This window comes from Pseudaestuariivita rosea, from assembly GCF_017592335.1.
In the GTDB taxonomy this organism is placed as follows: Bacteria; Pseudomonadota; Alphaproteobacteria; order Rhodobacterales; family Rhodobacteraceae; genus Parasulfitobacter; species Parasulfitobacter rosea.
In genome coordinates, this window is record NZ_JACNMP010000001.1 from 137,627 (window position 1) to 155,927 (window position 18,301).

Here is an 18,301-nt window from a genome sequence, read left to right on the forward strand (position 1 = left end):
GGGGCTTTTGAACGTTTTTCGAGTTAGTGCAGTTTTGACTGTACGTTGTCTATCGCATCATTAATCAGAGTGTTCGCCGTATCGGCCGTCATCTGTTTCGCGATCACGTCCTTAGCCGCCGCGACCGATACAATAATTGCCTGATCACGAACCTCTTTCACCGCAGAGGCTTCCGCACTGGCGATTTGTTCTTCCGCCGCTTGCAAGCGTCGTGCAACTGTTTGTTCAAGGTCCTTTTTCGCCTGCTCAGCGGCTTCCTCGGCCTCTTGCCGGGCTTTGGTGACGATGCGTTCTGACTGTTCCTGTACTTCTTTTTGCTTGCGTTCGTAATCTGCAAAAATCTTCGCAGCTTCCTCGCGCAATGCTTTGGCTTCATCCAGTTCTGACTGGATTGAGGCCGCGCGTTTGTCCAGCAAATCACCAATGATCTTCGGCACCTTGAAGTAAATCAGGATGCCGATGAAAACAAGGAATGAAATCAGAACAACAAAGTCTGTATTAGCCAGCGAAAAGAAAGGCTTATCTGCAGCTGCTGCGGGTGTTGCCAGTATGATCAAGGCTAAGCTAAGCTTTTTCATGACATATCCTTCAGACGCGCATTAACTGCCGCATTGACGCTTCTTGCGTCAGCTTTACCGCCAAAGGACGCAACAATTGCTTTCGTTGTTTCCTTTGCAACCTCGGTCACGCTGTCCATCGCACTTTCGCGAATTTCGCCAATGCGCTTTTCGGACTCAGCCGCCTGGGCCGAAATTTCGGCATCGGCTTTCGCGATCGCCTGATCCAGATCGGCCTGAATTTCGGCTTTGGCCTCGGCAACAATGCGCTGTGCCTCGGTACGGGCGTCTGCCAAAGCTTTGTTATAAGCTTCTTCGGCCTCTTTCGCCTTCAACTTGTATTCTTCGGCTGCAGCAATATCGTTCGTGATACTTCCCTGGCGTTCAGCCAGAACCGCCCCGATCCGCGGCAAGGCCACGCGGGACAGAATAAAATAAATCACAACAATTGTGACAACCAGCCAAAAGATCTGGTTCGGAAATGTTGAGAAATCGAGCTGTGGCATACCCACAGCTTCGGCTGCTCCGCTTTCTGTTGCCATCTTGGCCTCCTGAAACCTTTGTCACTGCGGGGCTATGCCGCCCCGCAAGCAAGAAACTGGTTTACCAGGATTAGACAGCAAACATCAGCAGAAGTGCAACCAGGAACGAGAAGATGCCCAGAGCTTCTGCAAATGCGATGCCGATAAACAGTGTTGCTGTTTGACCAGCAGCGGCAGATGGGTTGCGAAGTGCACCGGCCAGGAAGTTACCGGCAACATTGCCCACCCCCATAGCAGCCAGACCCATGCCGAATGCCGACAGGCCTGCGCCGATGAATTTACCCATTTCTGCGATATCGCCTTCCATGATCATTCTCCTTGAGTTGGAATAGCTAGTATTTGCGGGAAAACCTGTGTGTCAGTGATGCGGATGAAGAGCATCCTTTAGGTAAACACAGGTCAGAATTGTGAAGACATAGGCCTGGATAAACGACACCAGAACCTCAAGCCCGTACATCGCTGTGACCCCCAGGATTGCCAGGGGCGACAGCGCGACAGCAGCGGCAAAGGTCGCGAAGACCTTAATCACCGCGTGGCCGGCGGTCATGTTACCGGCAAGCCGGATCGAATGGCTGACGGGGCGTACGAAATAAGAGATTATCTCGATAATTGCCAGAACCGGACGGATTGCCAGTGGTGCGGAAGATACCCAGAACAACGACAGGAATGACGCACCATTTTTGACAAAGCCAAGAATGGTCACGGCAAAGAATACTGCGAAAGCCAGCGTTGCTGTCACCGCGATATGGGATGTTGTCGTGAATGCCATTGGCACAAGGCCAAGGAAATTGGCGAAAAGCACAAATAAAAACAGTGTCATGATATATGGGAAATATTTGACGCCATCTTTACCGGTCACGTCTTCGACCATTTTGTAGATAAAGCCATATGTCAGTTCGGCGATCGATTGTGACCGTGACGGTATCGTTGCGCGTTTGCGGGTTGTCACAACCAAAAGAAGAACGACGCATAGAACAGTCAGTGCCATCCAGAAGGTGACATTCGTCGGCGTGTACCAATGAATTTCTGTTCCGCCAAACAGTGGTTTGACGATAAACTGATCCATAGGGTGAAAACTGAAAACGCTACCGCTTTCTTCCGTCGCCACGTTAATCCCCTTTGTCTTCGCCAGCCTCTTTGGCCAGATGTTTGTCTTGAATTTCTTTGGCCGAGCGCATCATGGTTTTTACGCCCGCAAAGAAACCCAGCAGTATGAACAGCACCAGAAATATAGGAGTTGTCCCAAAAAGACGGTCCAACCCGTATCCTATGCCAAAACCGATCAGAAGACCGGCAACCAACTCTATTACCATCCGCCAGGCCAGTTGCGCCTGAGAATAGTGTTCGTCCACTCGTGGCGGCGGCTCTTGCGACTTTTTCATCGCTTTGATCCGTTGTTCCAGCGCTTCTATCCGCGCCTTTTCGGGATCATTTGCCATCGCCCAACCTTTCGGACATTTATCGTAGTGCTAGTCGTAGCCGCGGTCCGAGTCAAGGCGGGTCCAGGCTTTATAAGTTATTGAAAGTATTGTAATTATTTTTATCTATTGGGTACCTAAGGGGCTAAACAGCTGAAATCGGGACGATCACGATATTCAACCAAATGGTTGACGATTTATGCATGCTCTGATTAGCAAACCGGGTGGAAAACCGCCTTGACCTTACTTTTGCCGCGCTTGCAGATCCAACCAGACGCGCCATTCTGATCATGTTGTTGGAAGACGACATGGCTGTTACCGATGTAGCCGACCCTTTTGAGATGTCACTGGCTGCGATTTCAAAGCACCTGACCATTCTGACCCGTGCCGGTCTGATCAGCCAGGAAAAGCGTGGGCGGGTAAAGTGGTGCAAGCTGGAACCTGATGCCCTGCGTGAGGCCAGCATATGGATGCAAAGCTTTGGCCAGTTCGAAGCCGTCAATCTCGATGCCTTCGAACGTTTTCTGGAAACCGAACTGAAGTCCGTCGAATAATCGTTACCAAGGCGTCTTTTTCTGTCAGCACTGAATATATTTAGCCGCTGATCGAACTTCTTTGATCTCGGTTAGCTGCGTCTTCGTTTTTCAACAACAGCGTCAGGGCCACAACGGTCATTCCAATTCCGCCAAGAACGATCATCGGCGGCAGCCCTTGGCCTAAGGCGACCTCCCATAAGATAACCCAACTGGGCGTTAGATAGGTGTATGCCATCACCTTTGAGGACGGCAGGCGCAGTGTCGCATATTGCAGCAGTACAAATGTTGCAGCGCTTGCGAATATTGCGACGTACAGGATTGTGATCCACACAATCGGCGGCAGTGATGCCCAATCGGTCGTCGCGATATCGCGCCACCCGTAGGCTACCAGCACAAGAAAACCTGCGACCAGCATGCCAAATGTGAAAACGACCGCCGGTTCACCCCGATTCAGTTTGCGCACCATCGGGGTATAGGCCGCGTGTGCCAGGCAGCCGAAGAAATAGATAACCTCGCCCCGCCCAAGGTTGAATTGCAACAGCGCGCCCAGATCCGCGCGAAAAATGACCCATAATGCACCGCAGGCGCCGATCGAAAGCGCCAATGCAATCCGTTTGGTCATGACCTGACCCAAAAGAATGTACCCAAATCCGGCGGCCATAACAGGCGTCAGCGTGAAAACGGCAGCGCTGCTGACGGGGGACGCGGTTTTCAGACCCTCGAACATCAGAACAAAATAGGTCGCGAACAAGGTGCCCAAGATCAGATATCGCCAGGGTGCGTGGAACGCTGATCGGGGGATACCTGTCGTTGCCAAAGCTGCTGCACCAATAATCACCGCTGCGATCAGAAACCGCACTGCGTTCAGAGCGGCAGGCGCAATTTCATTTGCGGCGAGTGACCCCAGTGAAAACGATCCCGCGACTAAAGCTGAAAACAACAGCATCGCCGCATGACCACCGCCTGTGCGGGTCATTCAATATCCCAAATCTTGGCATTTTCCTTAAGGTGTTTCAGCAACGCTTGAACCTTGCTTGTGCGGTGCAGGTCGACATGCGTGACCAGCCACATCGGAACCGACCATTCATCCTTGCTTTCCATCACCTCTGTCAGGTTATCGCGCACCTTGAATTCCCATTTCGCGATAAAGCCGATGCCCGCACCCGCGATCACGGCATCCTCCATCGATCGGTTATCTGTCGTGCGAAATGTGATGTTTTGGGCTGGCACCATCTCGCGCAGCCACTTGATAAAGGGCGCGCGTGATGTCGGGCTGTCGTGGGCGATAAACCGATGATTGACGAAGTCGTCCGGGCTTTCGGGCAGGCCATATCGATCGATATAGGTATCGCTGGCGACTAGCAGCATGCGCACTTTGACGAACTGCTGAACCACATTATCGGGCTGATCCGGCGCCGACCCTGCCCGGATCGCCACATGTGCTTCGCCGTATTCAAGACGAAAAACACGTTCATCGGTCAGATATCGGACGGTCACATCGGGGTATTCCCGCTGAAAATCCGCCAGAACGGGTGACAGCAGCTTGGATGCCGAAGCCAGCGATGTGACAACTAATTCGCCTGTCACGTCTTCGCCGCGGCCCTTTAGGCGACCCGCCAATTGGGTGAATTGATCGTCTGTCGCCTGGGCCACTTGCAACAGGTCCTGACCAGCCTCGGTCGCGGTGTAACCCCTTGCATGTCTTTGAAAAAGTTTGACCCCAAGCCGCCCTTCCAGCGCGTCGATGTGTCGGATAACCGTGGCGTGGTGTACGCCTAATGCATCAGCGGCACCACTCACGGTGCCCAGACGTGCCACTTGATAGGCCGTTTTGATCTCGTCCCAGTTGTCCAGCATCTTTATGTGCGCCTATCAACATATTTTGTTCATAATCTCAGATTGTGTTCATCCGTGCAATGTACAAATTGAACTCATCACCGTCATAGGAGCACAGATCATGACACAGAATATCCTGCGCATTGACGCATCCGCCCGAACCAAATCGTCTGTTTCCCGCAAACTGACGGATGACATTATCGGACGTTTTTCGGCGGATCAGATTACCGTCCGCGACTTGGCTGAGACTCCCCTGCCTCATGTGGATGAACAATGGGTCGAGGCGAACTTTACCCCCGCCGATAACCGCACCGGGGCGCAAAAGCAGCTTCTTGCCCAATCCGATCAGTTGGTTTCAGAACTGCAAGCCGCCGACACAATCGTAATTGGGTTGCCGATCTATAATTTCGGCGTTCCGGCCTCGATGAAGGCCTGGATCGATCTGGTGGCGCGGGTTGGCGTGACATTTCAATACAGTGAACAGGGTCCAAAAGGTCTGCTTAAGGGAAAACGCGCTATTGTCGCCGTAACATCCGGCGGAACCAAGGTCGGGTCCGATATTGACTTCGCCACAGGCTATCTGCGCCATGTCCTTGGCTTTCTGGGTATCACAGATGTTACTTTTGTTCAGGCCGACCAACTGGCGATCAGTCCCGAAGAAACCATCAAAGAGGCCGAAGCGCAGGTTCAGGCACTGGCGGCGTAACCTACTGCCAGCGCCCCTCAAAATCCTGCGGGATCAGAAGCACGTCGCGATCAAGGTCTTCGACGTGTTTTCTGCCGCATAAGGCCATCGTCGTGTCGAGTTCCTTGTGAATGACTTCAAGCGCGGTTTTGACGCCCTTTTGGCCCATCGCACCCAGACCATAGGTAAAGGCACGACCGATGTAGGTGCCTTTGGCCCCCATGGCCAATGCTTTCAGAACGTCCTGACCGCTGCGAATACCGGAATCCAGGTGGATCTCAACATGATCCCCGACAGCATCGACGATTGAGGGCAAGGCGCGAATTGAACTTAATGCACCGTCCAGCTGACGCCCACCGTGGTTTGACACAATGATGGCATCGGCACCGACGTCCAGTGCGCGGCGGGCATCTTCGGCGTCCAGAATACCCTTTAAAATCAAGGACCCACCCCATTCTTCCTTTAGCTTCTTGACCTTGTCCCAATCCAGCCGCGGATCGAATTGTTCGGCTGTCCAATCGCTAAGTGATGCGGCATTGGTGACACCCTTGGCATGACCGATGATGTTGCCGAAAAAACGGCGCTTGGTCGACATCATCTCGATGCCCCATGACCACTTGGTCATCAGGTTAGCGATTGTTTTTGCTGTTAATTTTGGTGGGGCGGACAGACCGTTTTTCAGATCTTTGTGACGCTGGCCAAGGATCTGCAAGTCTAGCGTCAGGACAAGAGCCGAGCATTTCGCGTCCTTGGCACGCTGGATCAAGTTGCTGACGTATTCCTCGTCGCGCATGACGTAAAGTTGGAACCAGAACGGTTTTTTTGTATTGTTTGCAACGTCTTCGATGGAACAGATGGACATTGTCGACAGGGTAAAGGGCACGCCGAACTCTTCTGCGGCGCGGGCCGCTTTGATTTCGCCATCGGCATGTTGCATACCGGTCAGGCCAACGGGGGCCAGGGCCACGGGCATGGATACGTCCTGACCGATCATTTTGGTGGCGGTCGAACGACCCTCCATATCCACCGCAACCCTTTGACGAAGCCGGATTTTTTCGAAGTCACTGGTATTTTCGCGAAAGGTCTGTTCCGTCCAGCTGCCGGTTTCAGCGTAGTCGTAAAACATGCGGGGCACGCGCCGTTCGTAGATGCGTTTCAAATCGTCAATGCATGTGATTGTCGGCATCGAACCGTCCTCTTTTACCCATTTTGGTAAGTCTTTATGACCAATTTCAGGGTTTCGTACAACCTTCGTCCGGATTTTGTCAATTGCACAAACGTTGCGTCAGGGGCAAGGTTAAGGCTGCGCACGGCACCACGGCAACGCCCGACCCGCCCCCAGGGCGGGCGCTTCTCGTCCACCCACGGGCCGGGCGCTGCCCTCGGCCATCATCAAAGACATTGCTGATTTTGAGGACGATACTCTCGGGGGCAAAATTGTTGAGCAATTTGCCGGCAATACCCGCATCAAAGATGAACAAAGCGTCGCCAACTGATATGTCATCTGGGCTGATCTCACTCAATCTGGGTACCAATCGCCAACGATTGTTTAAGTCAGTCGAACCTCTGATGTTAAAGTGAGCGACTTCTAGGTGAAAGGTGCAACTGTTTGATTTTCCGTTAATATGTAAGATCATGGCCGATAATGAAACTGGTTTTGAAAGGCCGTCTGACAGTGTAAAATCAGGCATTATCAAGCAGCGACCATCACTGAGAACGAACTTGTCTTCAATTTTCAGAACTTCGAACGCCTTCATAAAGGAAACTGTACCGTTTCTGGGACCACCAACAACCCTTGAGAATGCTTCCAAATGCTGAACGTTTCCGGCAAGTTCGTCCCGCGATCCGCGCATTGGCCGAACTGACGCACCCCGTTCAATCAAAACATGGAAAGCGTGCAAAGTGGCGGGGGTCCTGTGGTCGTATCACTGTATGACCCCAGGGCCGCTTATGTCGTATGGACATCGAATTCCAGATGGGAGTGTTGCGGGTGTGGGTGCCTTGGGTGTCGATCTGGCCAGCAGATCCCATAGCGCGGCGCAGGTTTTTTTGCGCCAGAACGGGCTTTAGGATAGCAGGGATGATCGCGCGGTTGATGGCAGCGCCAAAGCAGGTGTGCATGCCGTAGCCCCAGATGATGTAATCGCCCCAACTGCGCTCGGTGCGAAAGTCGTTGGGGGCGTGGATCGCGTGTAGGTCGAACATGGCAGACAGCGTGGTGGTGAAAACCATCGTGCCCTTCTTGATCTTGGCACGCCGCAGCGTGGAACGGGCCACGACGGTGTCACGCGTGGCGCGGCGATAGATCACCGGATTGTGCGGCTTGAACCGCAGTGCTTCCCAAATGTATTGCGCCATCAGGTCATCGTTACCAGCAATCGCTGCCTGATGAGCACTGCGCAGGGCGTCGGGTCGGTTCAGCAGTTCGTCCATCGCGTAGCAGCACGCTTTTGAGATCGTGGGGATCGCACCGATCAGCAGGCCTAGCAGATTGTTGCGAATACCCAGATCATCCATGCCGGGGGTATCCACGCTTTGCAGTGCCAGGCAGCGGTTCAGGACATCTTCCGCCCGGATCGGGTTGGCCTTGCGGTCTGCGATGGCGTCATCCAGATAGCGGCGCATCTGTTCGGCGTAGTCTAGCGCTTTGGTTTCGAAATTGGGATCGGCGGCCAGATCCTCGAACAGGTACCAGAACAGGATGGTCGCCCAATCCTGCATCGTCGCTGCATCGGGGCCGCCGGTGCCAAAGTAGGTGTCGGTCATATCCCAGAGCACACGCAGGGTCAGGTCAGCGGGCAGATCAATTTGACCATTGGTATTCGCCACCAGATCTTTGGCCAGGCTTTGCGCGCGCGGCAAAATAATCTTAGCAACATCGCTGCGCCGCATGGCCAGATGCATGGCCGAGGTATCGCGGGTGTAGTCCCACCCCGGTTGCATCCCCAGAAAGAAGTTGTTGCCCCCGGTCAGCTTGCGCATGCGACTGCCATAGACGACCTCGAAATCAGCATCGCGGTTCAGCACATCAAGGCAGTCGTTGTGGCGTGTGATGATCGCCGTGCCGTTGTTTTCATAGGCTTTGACAAAAGACCGTTTCAGCACAAGGTTCGGCCAGAATGCCCGAAGCACGGATGCGGCGTGGCGTTGATTGACGGTTTGTCCAAAGGCAGCCGCAATGTTTTTGCCGATGGCCCCGCCCTTGGTCGCGGCGCCGATGCCAAGGCCGATCAGCCTGATCAGGGAAAGCAATCCTTGTCCCCAGACCAACAGAACGCGGAACGACGTTGTGAATATGTTCATGCCTTGCCCCAGATCGGGCCAGTCCTTGGGCTTGATAATCACCCAACGCGCGAAATGGATCAGGGACAGACCCAGAAAGCCCATCAGATTGGCAGGCAACCCGCGCGACGCCATAAACAGCAGTCGATTGATCCACGTGATTTTAGGATTGCTTGGCGTCACGACATTCATCGCATACGCCTTCCCGGCCATGTTCGACATCAAAATATCCAATCAAAAAATAGCTTTAAATGCCGATAGCATACGCCAAAACGCGGTTTCTTGCAATTACAAGATCATTTTGGCCCGCTTTGGGTTTTGATGCTTTGGTGTAGGATGGCCACTACAACAAAAAAAGACCGCTTTTGGCGTGTGAGTACTGAACTGTGGTTTATGTCGGCGTGCAGTACAACGCGCTAGTTCGATGTCTGTCAACAAATGTCGGCTTGTCTTGTGGGCCTGTTTCGCCACCTGTAGCTTCCACGAATGACAGAGCTAATAATGTGCTTCGACCTTCGAAGCCCTTTCACATATTTCGCGACGCAACGCCTCACAATCCTTCATGATGCTGGGGCCAAAGTACGACTGCGCCCGGTGTCCATTGACGGGCTGCTAAATCTACAAGCCGGAAGAGAAGTATGGGCCAACTATGTTGACCCATTACCGCCGCCAAAGCGCGCGCATCTGATGCAAGACATTCCAAGGATGGCTGATTTTTGGAATATCCCGTTATCATGGCCTCCAAGTTTTCGACCGGATTCTCGCCGAGCCATGTGCCTTGCTTCCTTAGAAGATGTCGGAGCCAAGGAGCTTCATCAGCTTCTTGAATTTGGCAGTTCAGCGTTATGGCGTGATGGGCATGATTTGACTGAACCCAATATCTTTGACCGAATGCTGACGATCACTAACATTAGTCATTTTGATCACAATCTGGAATCGGAAGGTTTGAAGATACTCGAACGAAACACCAAAGACGCATACGAAAACGGCGTCTTCGGAGTGCCAAGCTTCATTGTCGGGGATCGGGTCTATTTCGGAGCAGATCGCATGGAGATGCTTGCAGATCTTGTTCGACAGGGAACTGCATAGTCTGAAGCAGGGCATTTAAAGGGGTCATTCGAGCAGACCGCAGCATCTGTCAAGTTGGACTCTAACCAGAAATTCTCTGCATTCGGGTTAATTCCAGTTTTCGGCCTCAAACACGATGTTGAAGGGGCGTGATCCTATTTGAACGCCTGTTTGCATGTCCTGCAGGATGACCTCGGTTCGGGTTCCGTTTTCATCTGTGATAATCCACTTGCGCAGCTCGACAGGGTTGGGTGTGAAGAAAAGCTGGATGTTGCCGTACTGAGGGTTTTCGGGATCTTGCGCGGTGACGATGGTTGAGGTGCCGTCATAGTCATGGGCGACCACCATGCGGGCGCGGGCGAAGTCGACGTTGCGGTCCAGGATGATGCTAAGGGGTGTGCGACGCAGGGGATATTGGGTGGGGTTCGAATTCGACTTGCCGTCAAAAATCGCCACCTGCCCGCCACCGGCGATCACCAGTGCTTCGTCCGGGGGGTTGTATTCAAACCGCACGCGGCCTGGGCGTTTCATCAGGATATCACCTGTGGCGATGGTCTGATCCGCGTTCACCTGGGTAAACTTGCCCGAGGCCGTTTCAAAGCTGTTCAAATAGGCCGAAATGGCATCAAGTGACAGTTTTTCCGCAGCCGATGGCAGGGCCAGTGCAGCCCAAAGAATGGGTATCAGGATAAAGCGTTTCATGGGCCGTAACATATATCTGTTTCTCCGATCCTGCACCCCGCATTTCAGTCACAAGGGCGCGATATCCCGCCAGCGTCAAGCGGCTGCGGTATTGAATAACAAAGGCACCTGTTTGCAGATATTCAATAACACCTTCAGTGTAATCAGATACCTATTGCTGTTCCGGCACCAGAATTTCACGTTTGCCGACATGGTTGGCCGCACTGACCAGGCCCTCGTCCTCCATCTGTTCGACCAGACGGGCGGCTTTGTTGTAGCCGATCGCCAGTTTACGCTGGATATAGCTGGTTGAACATTTACGATCCTTGATCACAATCTGCACGGCCTGATCATAAAGCGCATCTTCACCATCAGTGTTTCCGCCCAGACCCAGCACAAGATCGATATCGCTTTCCTTGCCGTCTTCGGGGCCATCAAGAACACTGCCCACATATTCAGGTGGTCCGTAGGCTTTGAGGAAGTTCACGATTTCTTCAACTTCTTCATCAGAACAGAAGGGTCCGTGAATCCGTGTGATTTTTGAACCACCCGCCATGTACAGCATGTCGCCCATACCAAGCAGCTGTTCGGCGCCCATTTCACCCAGAATCGTGCGGCTGTCGATTTTGCTGGTCACCTGGAATGAAATCCGGGTGGGGAAGTTCGCCTTGATCGTGCCGGTAATCACATCCACCGAGGGGCGCTGGGTGGCCATGATCAAGTGAATGCCCGAAGCCCGCGCCATCTGCGCCAGACGCTGAATGCAGGCCTCGATCTCTTTCCCTGCGACCATCATCAGGTCGGCCATCTCATCCACGATCACGACGATATAGGGGATTGTTTCGGGCTTGATTTCTTCGGTCTCGAACACGGGTTCGCCGGTTTCGTCATCAAAGCCGGTTTGCACCGTGCGGCTGAACATTTCGTTCTTTGACAGCGCATCGCGGACGCGGCCGTTATAGCCTTCGATGTTGCGCACGCCCATTTTCGACATCTTGCGATAGCGTTCTTCCATTTCGCCCACGACCCATTTCAGGGCGACGACGGCCTTTTTCGGGTCAGTGACAACGGGCGACAACAGATGCGGGATGCCGTCATAGACCGACAGTTCCAGCATTTTGGGGTCGATCATAATCAGGCGGCATTCTTCGGGCGTCAGTTTATAAAGCAGTGACAGGATCATGGTGTTGATCGCCACCGATTTACCCGACCCCGTGGTCCCTGCGATCAGCAGGTGGGGCATCTTGGCCAGGTTCGCGACGACCGGATCGCCGCCGATGTCCTTACCCAAAGCCAGGGGCAGGCGCATGTTCGTATCACCGAAATCTCGGGCGGACAGGATTTCGCGCAGCACAACCTTTTCGCGGCTTGCGTTCGGCAGTTCGATGCCGATCACAGACCGGCCCGGCACCGTACTGACACGGGCGGACAGCGCTGACATGGACCGCGCAATATCATCGGCCAGGCCAATGACGCGGCTGGCTTTCAGACCTGGGGCCGGTTCCAGTTCATACATGGTCACGACGGGGCCGGGGCGCACGCTGACAATCTCGCCCTTGACGCCATAGTCATCCAGCACGCTTTCCAGCATCCGGGCGTTTTCTTCCAACGCCTCATCGCTTAGATGATGGCGTTCGATCTGCACAGGGTTGGTCAGCAGACTAAGTGGCGGATGTTCGTAGTTTGCATAGGCGTCGTCAAATTGCAGCGCTGGCTGTGCCTCGGCCTGCGCGCGACGCGATGGTTTGACCCGTTTGCGCGGTGTGTGTTGCACCAGACTGTTTTCTTCGTCTGTTGTACTGCGGGCCGTGGCCGCATCCCAGGTTGGTTCTGCGGTCAAGGGGTGCAGGGGAGTGGCTGCATCCATTGGTGGGGCGGGTGGTACATCCAGACGCGGCGCGGCGAGTGGAGGTTCGTCATCCAACACCAGCGGTTGGGGCCCCTTGCCGCGTGTCAGCGATGGTTCAACGCGCGGTGTCATCTGGCCGGGGGACTGGCGCATGCGCGATTTGACAGCATCGGATATGCGCGCCTGAATGCGTGCATCGCTTGGCCCGTCGATTGCACTTTCAAGGGCCACGGGTTCGATCAACTCAGGTTCGGGCATGGGGGCGGGCTTGGGCGTAAAGCCGGGTATGCGGGACAGTAAACCAGTCTTTGTCTGCGGTTTTTGGACAGTTGGTTCGGCCTGCATCGTGGGTTCAGCGCGTCTGACACGCGCACGTGGCTCTGATGCAGCAATATCCGCAACGGCCTCTGTTTTGTGCTGCCGCTGCGCCCTTGCCTTGCCCATCAGACGTATGACGTGCAACGCGATGCCCGCGATAAACCCAACGATACGCAAGATCTGGGCGTAAACGACGATCAAGCCGATGATCAGGAACCGAATGATCAGGCGAAGCTCGGGGCGGGTGAAGCCCAGAACAAAAAGTCCAAGAACGACAATACCAACAGCTGACAGGAGTGACGCCAGTTTCACATTCAGGCCAATCGAGAATGGCAGGAAATTTGCCATCACGCCCAACAGCGTCTCGCCTCCCAGACCGCCCAGATCAAAACTGTGGGTCCAACTGGCCGGTGGAACCAGGGTTGAGGCATAAAGCGCAGTCAGACCAATCAGAACCGGAATAAATACCAGGCGCAAGATCGCCATCTCTGGCATGCGGTGCAGCGCCAAACGGATGCCCCAGGCGAATGCAGTTGCGGCGATGGCCCAGACACCGTGACCGATGATCATCATCAAAGGGGCAGATATATTGGCGCCCAGGCGGCCAAGCCAGTTTTGCACCGGCTGGTCCGTCGCCATCATAAAGCTGGGATCGTCGGGCGAATAGGACCACAGCATCATTCCGGTCAGCACACCCAAGGCCATAAGGGCCATGCCTAACAGCTCTTTCCCGCGTTTTTGCAGGGCCGCTTGTGTCGTGCTGTCCAAAAGCGGATCGCGCCGCCCGCGTGCCTGATATGCCATGCCAGTGCCTCGTCTTTTTTATCTGTAAATGCAGTCACGCAGCCTGATCAGCCCGTCCTGCATTTCGTTCATTGGGGCGACCATGGCCACCCGGATATATCCCGCGCCGGGGTTCTGCCCCCCGACATCGCGGCTTAGATACGCGCCGGGCAGAACCCGAACGCCTGTTTCGCGCCAAAGCTTTAATGCAGTGGCTTCGCCATCTTCAACCGGCAGCCACAAGAAAAATCCAGCCTGCGGGGGTGCATAGCCAGTTGTTTCAGCAAAGATTTCGTCTGCGGCTTGATATTTGTCCCTGTAAAGCGCGCGGTTCTGATCCACATGCGCCTCGTCTGCCCAGACATTGGCTGCAACCTGCTGCAACGGCAGGGGCAAGGGCGCCCCTGCATAATTACGCAATTGTTTGATATGTCTGATATTTTCAGCGCCACTTGCAACAAAGCCAGACCGCAGGCCCGGCAGGTTTGACCGTTTTGACAGGGAATGAAAGATCACAACCCGTTCGGGATCGGCCCCCATTTCCGCGGCGACCTGCAGCGCGCCGACGGGCGGCGTGTCGCGGTAGATCTCGGAATAGCATTCATCGGCCAAAATTTTGAAATCGTATTTTTCAGCAAGCGTAATCAGCGACTTCCAATAGTCACAGTCTGCGACGGCCCCCTGTGGATTTGCAGGTGAACAGATATAGACCAAGGCAGTTCGGTTCAGGATGCCGTTCGGGACAGTGGTGAAATCAGGCAAATGACCGGTTTCGGCAGTTGCCGGCACATAGACCGGGTCGGCCGCCACCGCCAGGGTTGCGACGGCGTAGACCTGATAGAACGGGTTTGGCATCAGAATGACAGGTTTCTGACCCGATTTCATTTCGGGGCAAAGCGCCATCGCGGCGTTATAAAGCCCCTCTCGCGTGCCGTTCAGTGCCATGACCTGTGTATCATGGTCCAGATCAACGCTGTATCTGCGTTTGATCCAGTCGGTTATGGCCTGACGCAACTCGGGCGATCCATCGTTCGGTGGGTATTTCGCAAAGCCATCGATGTTTTCAGCCAGTACCTGCCCAACCCAATCGGGAAAGGAGTGTCGCGGTTCGCCGATGGTCATGGCTATGGGATCGCGCGCAGGCTCATGCACGTCAAGCAAAGCGCGCAGACGCGGGAACGCATATTCCGGAAGGTTTTGAAACCGCTCAGGAAATTTCATAACTGCCTCAAGTATCGGGGTCATTAAACGCCCCGTTTCGCCCCAAGTTAGCCAAAGCCAAGGCCCGCGTCCAGAAAAACGCACGCAGGTCGGCAGACATCAGGTGTGTCCTGTGGCTTTTACGGGACGTCCTACTGAATCAATGACCGTGTTTTCCCTGCAGACGAAGCGCGGTTGTCACATAAATAGCTGAAATCGCAATCGCGCACATTGGGACGAAAAAGACCAACGCCGACAATCCCGGACTATCTGATAATGCAGGCAGAATAGGAAGCAAATTGCCCGTCAGGATGACAGGTCCAAAGGTAAGGACAAAAAGCAGACCAACAGATGCGACAGATATCAGGGTGGCAGTTCCAACCTGACCCGCGTCTTTTGGGGCGCGCAGCGCACGGCGCATCGCGGCAACTTGGCGGGCGACGTCCATCTGAACGGCCATCAGGGCGGGGACAACAAGCAGCACCAGGATCATGCCGAAGCCCAAGCCGTAAACTAATGTAATCACAGTAGGTTTCAGGAACTGAGCCTGAACCGACTGTTCATAAAGCAGCGGACTAAGCCCCAATACGGTGGTCAAGGTGGTCAGCAAAACCGCCCTCAGCCTGTCGCAGGTACCATCTATGATCGCCGGAACGATACCGCGTTCCTTGGCATATTCATCAATTGTCGTGATCAGCACGATCGAGTCGTTGATGATGATGCCTGTCATCCCCATCAGCCCGACTACGGTGAACATGCTTAGCGGCACATCCCAGATGTAATGTCCCCAGATCGTACCAACCAGACCAAAGGGGATGATGGCCATCACGACAACGGGCCGGGTCCAGCTGGAGAAAATCCACGCCAATGTCAGATAGATCCCCAAAAGGCTAAGCATGAAACCAAAGCGGGCGTCGGCCAGAAATTCATTCTCTTCCTCGCTTAGACCCGATAATGTGAATTCGACCCCGAATTCTTCGGTCAGGCGTGGCAGGATTTCGGTTTCGATTTGTTGCGAGATTTCGGCGGCCCGCGCCGGGTCATCTTCTGAGATATCGCCGGTGACAGAAATCAGCTGAATGCCGTTTTCGCGCCTGACGGTCGAAAAGCCGGACCGTCTTTCGACGGTGACAATATCAGCAAGCGGCACATAGTTTCCATTCGGTGTGCGCAACTGCATCCGGTCCAGAAAATCGGCTGTCAGTTCGTCGGCTGCCAGTTCGACGCGAATTTCAGCCGACCGGGGACCGACAGGGTAACTTGCGGCCTCGATCCCGTTCAAACGGTTGCGCAAAACCGCACCAAGTCCATCGATTGTAAACCCAAGCGCCTGTCCCTGGGGTGTCAGGTCCAGGATCAGCTCTTCCTTATCGTAGGCCAGATTGTCCTCAACGGCCGAAACCTCGGGGAATTGCAAAAGCTGTTCCTGCAGGGCCTCGGATACCGATTTTAACGTTTGCGCATCAGCGCCATAGAACTGAACGGCCAGCGCATCGCCGCCCGGACCTGATCGCCATCCACGGAAACTGACGGTTTCGGCCAGGGGATGCTGGCGCACACGTTCCTGCAATTCGCCCACAAAGGCAAAGGACGAATAGGGGCGCAAGTCGGGATCGATCAGTTCGATCGAGATCCCGCCAAGCTGGTCGGGTTCTTTGGTGGATGCGCCCGCAAGCCCCCGGCCCGCATTACCGCCGATTTCAGCCATGACGAATTGCAATGGATTGCGGCCATAGCGTTCTTCGTATTCGGCCGCCAGTTCTTCGGTCGCGCGTTGCAATTCCCGCATTTGTTCCATTGAATCTTCGCGCGTTGCGCCCGGTGCCATGGCAAAGTTGCCCGTGACCGACCCGCGTTCGGGGGCGTCCCAGAACCGCCATTGCACATCGCCTCGGATGAAAAGCGCAATCTGGCTTGCCATCAGCAGGATCACCAGCGCCAGAACCGGATAACGCGCCTGCACTACCAGCGCCATCAAGGGGCGGAACAGCGTATCCCGCACCCAGCCAAACCCGCGATTGACCTGGCGTGAGGGCCAATCGTACCAGTGTTCTTTCACCGAATGGGCCAAGGCGTGGCTCATATGATTGGGCAGGATCAGAAAGCATTCGATCAGCGATGCGATCAGAACGACAACGACTGTAAACGGGATATCGGCGATCAAATCCCCAAAGCTGTCGCCAATCGCCATCAGGGCGGAAAAGGCGATAACGGTGGTCAGTGTTGCGGAAAAAACCGGGGCCGCCATGCGCTTGGCCGCGTTTTCAGCCGCCAGAACGGGGGGTTCGCCCAATCGTCGAGCCCTGAAATCGGCGTGTTCACCAACAACAATTGCGTCATCTACCACGATGCCAAGGGTAATAATCAGCGCAAAAAGTGACACCATGTTTATGGTCAGGCCCGCCATATACATGAAAAAGATCGTGGCGAACATGGCGACCGGAATACCTGCTGCCACCCAGAAGGCCGTGCGCGCATTCAGGAACAAAAACAGCAGCGCCAGAACCAGCCCAAGGCCAACCAGACCGTTATCAAGCAGGATGTTCAGTCGGCTGCTGATTTCGGCCGCGCGGGTGCGGATCAGCTGAACCTCGACCGCTTCGGGCAGGGTTTCTTCCAGTTCGGCGGCGACCTCTTCAACAACCGCCTGAATGTTGATTGCGTCGCCTTGGGCGGATCGATCGACGCGGATGGAAATGGCGGGGTGTTCGCCCACGAAATAGGCGCGGTTGCGGGTGATGCCTTCGATCCTGACATCGGCAACGTCACCGATCGTCAGGGGGCGACCATCCTGATCAGATCGCAGAACGATATCAGCGATATCATCCGCGCTGCGCTTGGCGACACCGGTGCGCACGCGGCTGTCGATCCCGGCGACATCGCCTGCCGGGTCTGCGTCGACCTCTTCACTGATGGCGCTGGCAATTTCAGCCATTGTCAGATCATGCTGGATCAGGGCTGCCGATGTGACCTCAACCACTGTCTCGGGCGCGGCCACCCCGCGGATCGAGGTACGGGTGACGCCGCGATTGAACAACCGGGTCACCAGTTCATCTGCAAATCGCCCCAGTTGATCCGCACCGACAGGTCCGGTGATGACCACGTCCGTCACCCGGTCGCGCCAGGCGGACCGGCGCACGACGGGTTCTTCGGCATCTTCGGGCAGGTCATTGATGCCATCGACGGTGACCTGCACGTCTTCGGCGGCGCGCCCCATGTCCCAGCCCGGCTCAAACTCAAGCGAGATCGATGCGCGGCCTTCACGCGACTCAGAATAGGCCGCATCGACACCTTCGACCGCGATCAGGGCCGGTTCCAGAACCTGCACGATGGCGCGATCAACGTCTTCGGCCCCGGCCCCCTGCCAGGCCACGGAAACGGTGACATTGTCGATGATGACATCTGGAAAAAACTGCGCCCGGATGCGCGGCATTGTGGCGACGCCCAGGGCTATCAGCACGACCAGCAGCAGGTTCGCCGCGGTGCGATGCCGGGTGAAATAGGATAGAATACCGCTGGTCGCTTCGGGGATCAGACGTGCCACAG

General features: G+C 55.0%; 17 protein-coding genes. 3 read left to right on the forward strand and 14 right to left on the reverse strand.

Features of this window, described 5'->3' with window-relative positions; all coding sequences use genetic code 11:
* Positions 1–23: 23 nt before the first annotated feature.
* The 5 genes from H7848_RS00675 to H7848_RS00695 all read right to left on the reverse strand — a co-directional run bounded on the left by H7848_RS00675 (position 24) and on the right by H7848_RS00695 (position 2,538).
* Positions 24–578, reverse strand: coding sequence for a F0F1 ATP synthase subunit B (locus tag H7848_RS00675; RefSeq protein WP_208347196.1), 555 nt, complete (start codon positions 576–578; stop codon positions 24–26).
* Positions 575–1,099 carry a F0F1 ATP synthase subunit B' gene (locus H7848_RS00680; protein WP_208347197.1) on the reverse strand — a complete coding sequence of 175 codons (525 nt, stop codon included), beginning with the start codon at positions 1,097–1,099 and terminating at the stop codon, positions 575–577. The genes H7848_RS00675 and H7848_RS00680 overlap by 4 nt, the downstream gene beginning before the upstream one ends.
* 70 nt (positions 1,100–1,169) lie before the next feature.
* The gene (locus tag H7848_RS00685; protein ID WP_174134593.1) at positions 1,170–1,406 is read right to left on the reverse strand and encodes a F0F1 ATP synthase subunit C; all 237 of its coding nucleotides are present in this window, start codon (positions 1,404–1,406) and stop codon (positions 1,170–1,172) included.
* Between the two features lie 51 nt (positions 1,407–1,457).
* The gene (locus tag H7848_RS00690; RefSeq protein ID WP_419555481.1) at positions 1,458–2,207 is read right to left on the reverse strand and encodes a F0F1 ATP synthase subunit A; all 750 of its coding nucleotides are present in this window, start codon (positions 2,205–2,207) and stop codon (positions 1,458–1,460) included.
* Between the two features lies 1 nt (position 2,208).
* On the reverse strand, positions 2,209–2,538 hold the full coding sequence (locus H7848_RS00695; protein ID WP_208347198.1) for an AtpZ/AtpI family protein: 330 nt from the start codon (positions 2,536–2,538) through the stop codon (positions 2,209–2,211).
* Positions 2,539–2,741: 203 nt separating this feature from the next.
* Between H7848_RS00695 and H7848_RS00700 the strand changes: the two genes are divergently transcribed.
* Positions 2,742–3,071, forward strand: a complete 330-nt coding sequence (locus H7848_RS00700) for an ArsR/SmtB family transcription factor (protein WP_208347199.1) — start codon at positions 2,742–2,744, stop codon at positions 3,069–3,071.
* Between the two features lie 40 nt (positions 3,072–3,111).
* On the opposite strand, the gene H7848_RS00705 is transcribed toward H7848_RS00700, so the two are convergent.
* Together H7848_RS00705 and H7848_RS00710 are read right to left on the reverse strand one after the other, a co-directional pair.
* Positions 3,112–4,029, reverse strand: a complete 918-nt coding sequence (locus tag H7848_RS00705; protein WP_208347201.1) for a DMT family transporter — start codon at positions 4,027–4,029, stop codon at positions 3,112–3,114.
* Positions 4,026–4,907 (reverse strand): LysR family transcriptional regulator, encoded by an 882-nt coding sequence (locus tag H7848_RS00710; protein WP_208347446.1) that lies wholly within the window; start codon positions 4,905–4,907, stop codon positions 4,026–4,028. The genes H7848_RS00705 and H7848_RS00710 overlap by 4 nt, the downstream gene beginning before the upstream one ends.
* Before the next feature lie 103 nt (positions 4,908–5,010).
* Between H7848_RS00710 and H7848_RS00715 the strand changes: the two genes are divergently transcribed.
* Positions 5,011–5,595, forward strand: a complete 585-nt coding sequence (locus tag H7848_RS00715; RefSeq protein WP_208347202.1) for an FMN-dependent NADH-azoreductase — start codon at positions 5,011–5,013, stop codon at positions 5,593–5,595.
* 1 nt (position 5,596) lies between these two features.
* On the opposite strand, the gene H7848_RS00720 is transcribed toward H7848_RS00715, so the two are convergent.
* The 3 genes from H7848_RS00720 to H7848_RS00730 all read right to left on the reverse strand — a co-directional run bounded on the left by H7848_RS00720 (position 5,597) and on the right by H7848_RS00730 (position 9,078).
* Positions 5,597–6,760, reverse strand: a complete 1,164-nt coding sequence (locus H7848_RS00720; protein WP_208347203.1) for an alpha-hydroxy acid oxidase — start codon at positions 6,758–6,760, stop codon at positions 5,597–5,599.
* A gap of 79 nt (positions 6,761–6,839) precedes the next feature.
* Positions 6,840–7,385: a hypothetical protein gene (locus H7848_RS00725; protein ID WP_208347204.1), complete on the reverse strand. Its 546-nt coding sequence runs from the start codon at positions 7,383–7,385 to the stop codon at positions 6,840–6,842.
* 64 nt (positions 7,386–7,449) lie between these two features.
* Positions 7,450–9,078 carry a cytochrome P450 gene (locus tag H7848_RS00730; protein WP_237072483.1) on the reverse strand — a complete coding sequence of 543 codons (1,629 nt, stop codon included), beginning with the start codon at positions 9,076–9,078 and terminating at the stop codon, positions 7,450–7,452.
* Between the two features lie 279 nt (positions 9,079–9,357).
* Here H7848_RS00730 and H7848_RS00740 point away from each other — a divergent pair, with 279 nt between their 5' ends.
* The gene (locus tag H7848_RS00740) at positions 9,358–9,945 is read left to right on the forward strand and encodes a DsbA family protein (RefSeq protein WP_237072504.1); all 588 of its coding nucleotides are present in this window, start codon (positions 9,358–9,360) and stop codon (positions 9,943–9,945) included.
* An 87-nt stretch (positions 9,946–10,032) separates the two neighbouring features.
* Here H7848_RS00740 and H7848_RS00745 read toward each other — a convergent pair whose 3' ends face one another.
* The 4 genes from H7848_RS00745 to H7848_RS00760 form a co-directional block, all read right to left on the reverse strand.
* Positions 10,033–10,626 carry a LolA family protein gene (locus H7848_RS00745; RefSeq protein WP_208347206.1) on the reverse strand — a complete coding sequence of 198 codons (594 nt, stop codon included), beginning with the start codon at positions 10,624–10,626 and terminating at the stop codon, positions 10,033–10,035.
* Positions 10,627–10,777: 151 nt separating this feature from the next.
* The gene (locus tag H7848_RS00750; RefSeq protein WP_208347207.1) at positions 10,778–13,576 is read right to left on the reverse strand and encodes a DNA translocase FtsK; all 2,799 of its coding nucleotides are present in this window, start codon (positions 13,574–13,576) and stop codon (positions 10,778–10,780) included.
* 18 nt (positions 13,577–13,594) lie between these two features.
* The gene (locus H7848_RS00755; RefSeq protein WP_208347208.1) at positions 13,595–14,776 is read right to left on the reverse strand and encodes an aminotransferase class I/II-fold pyridoxal phosphate-dependent enzyme; all 1,182 of its coding nucleotides are present in this window, start codon (positions 14,774–14,776) and stop codon (positions 13,595–13,597) included.
* A gap of 139 nt (positions 14,777–14,915) precedes the next feature.
* Positions 14,916–18,299 (reverse strand): efflux RND transporter permease subunit, encoded by a 3,384-nt coding sequence (locus H7848_RS00760; protein WP_208347209.1) that lies wholly within the window; start codon positions 18,297–18,299, stop codon positions 14,916–14,918.
* Positions 18,300–18,301 lie beyond the last annotated feature (2 nt).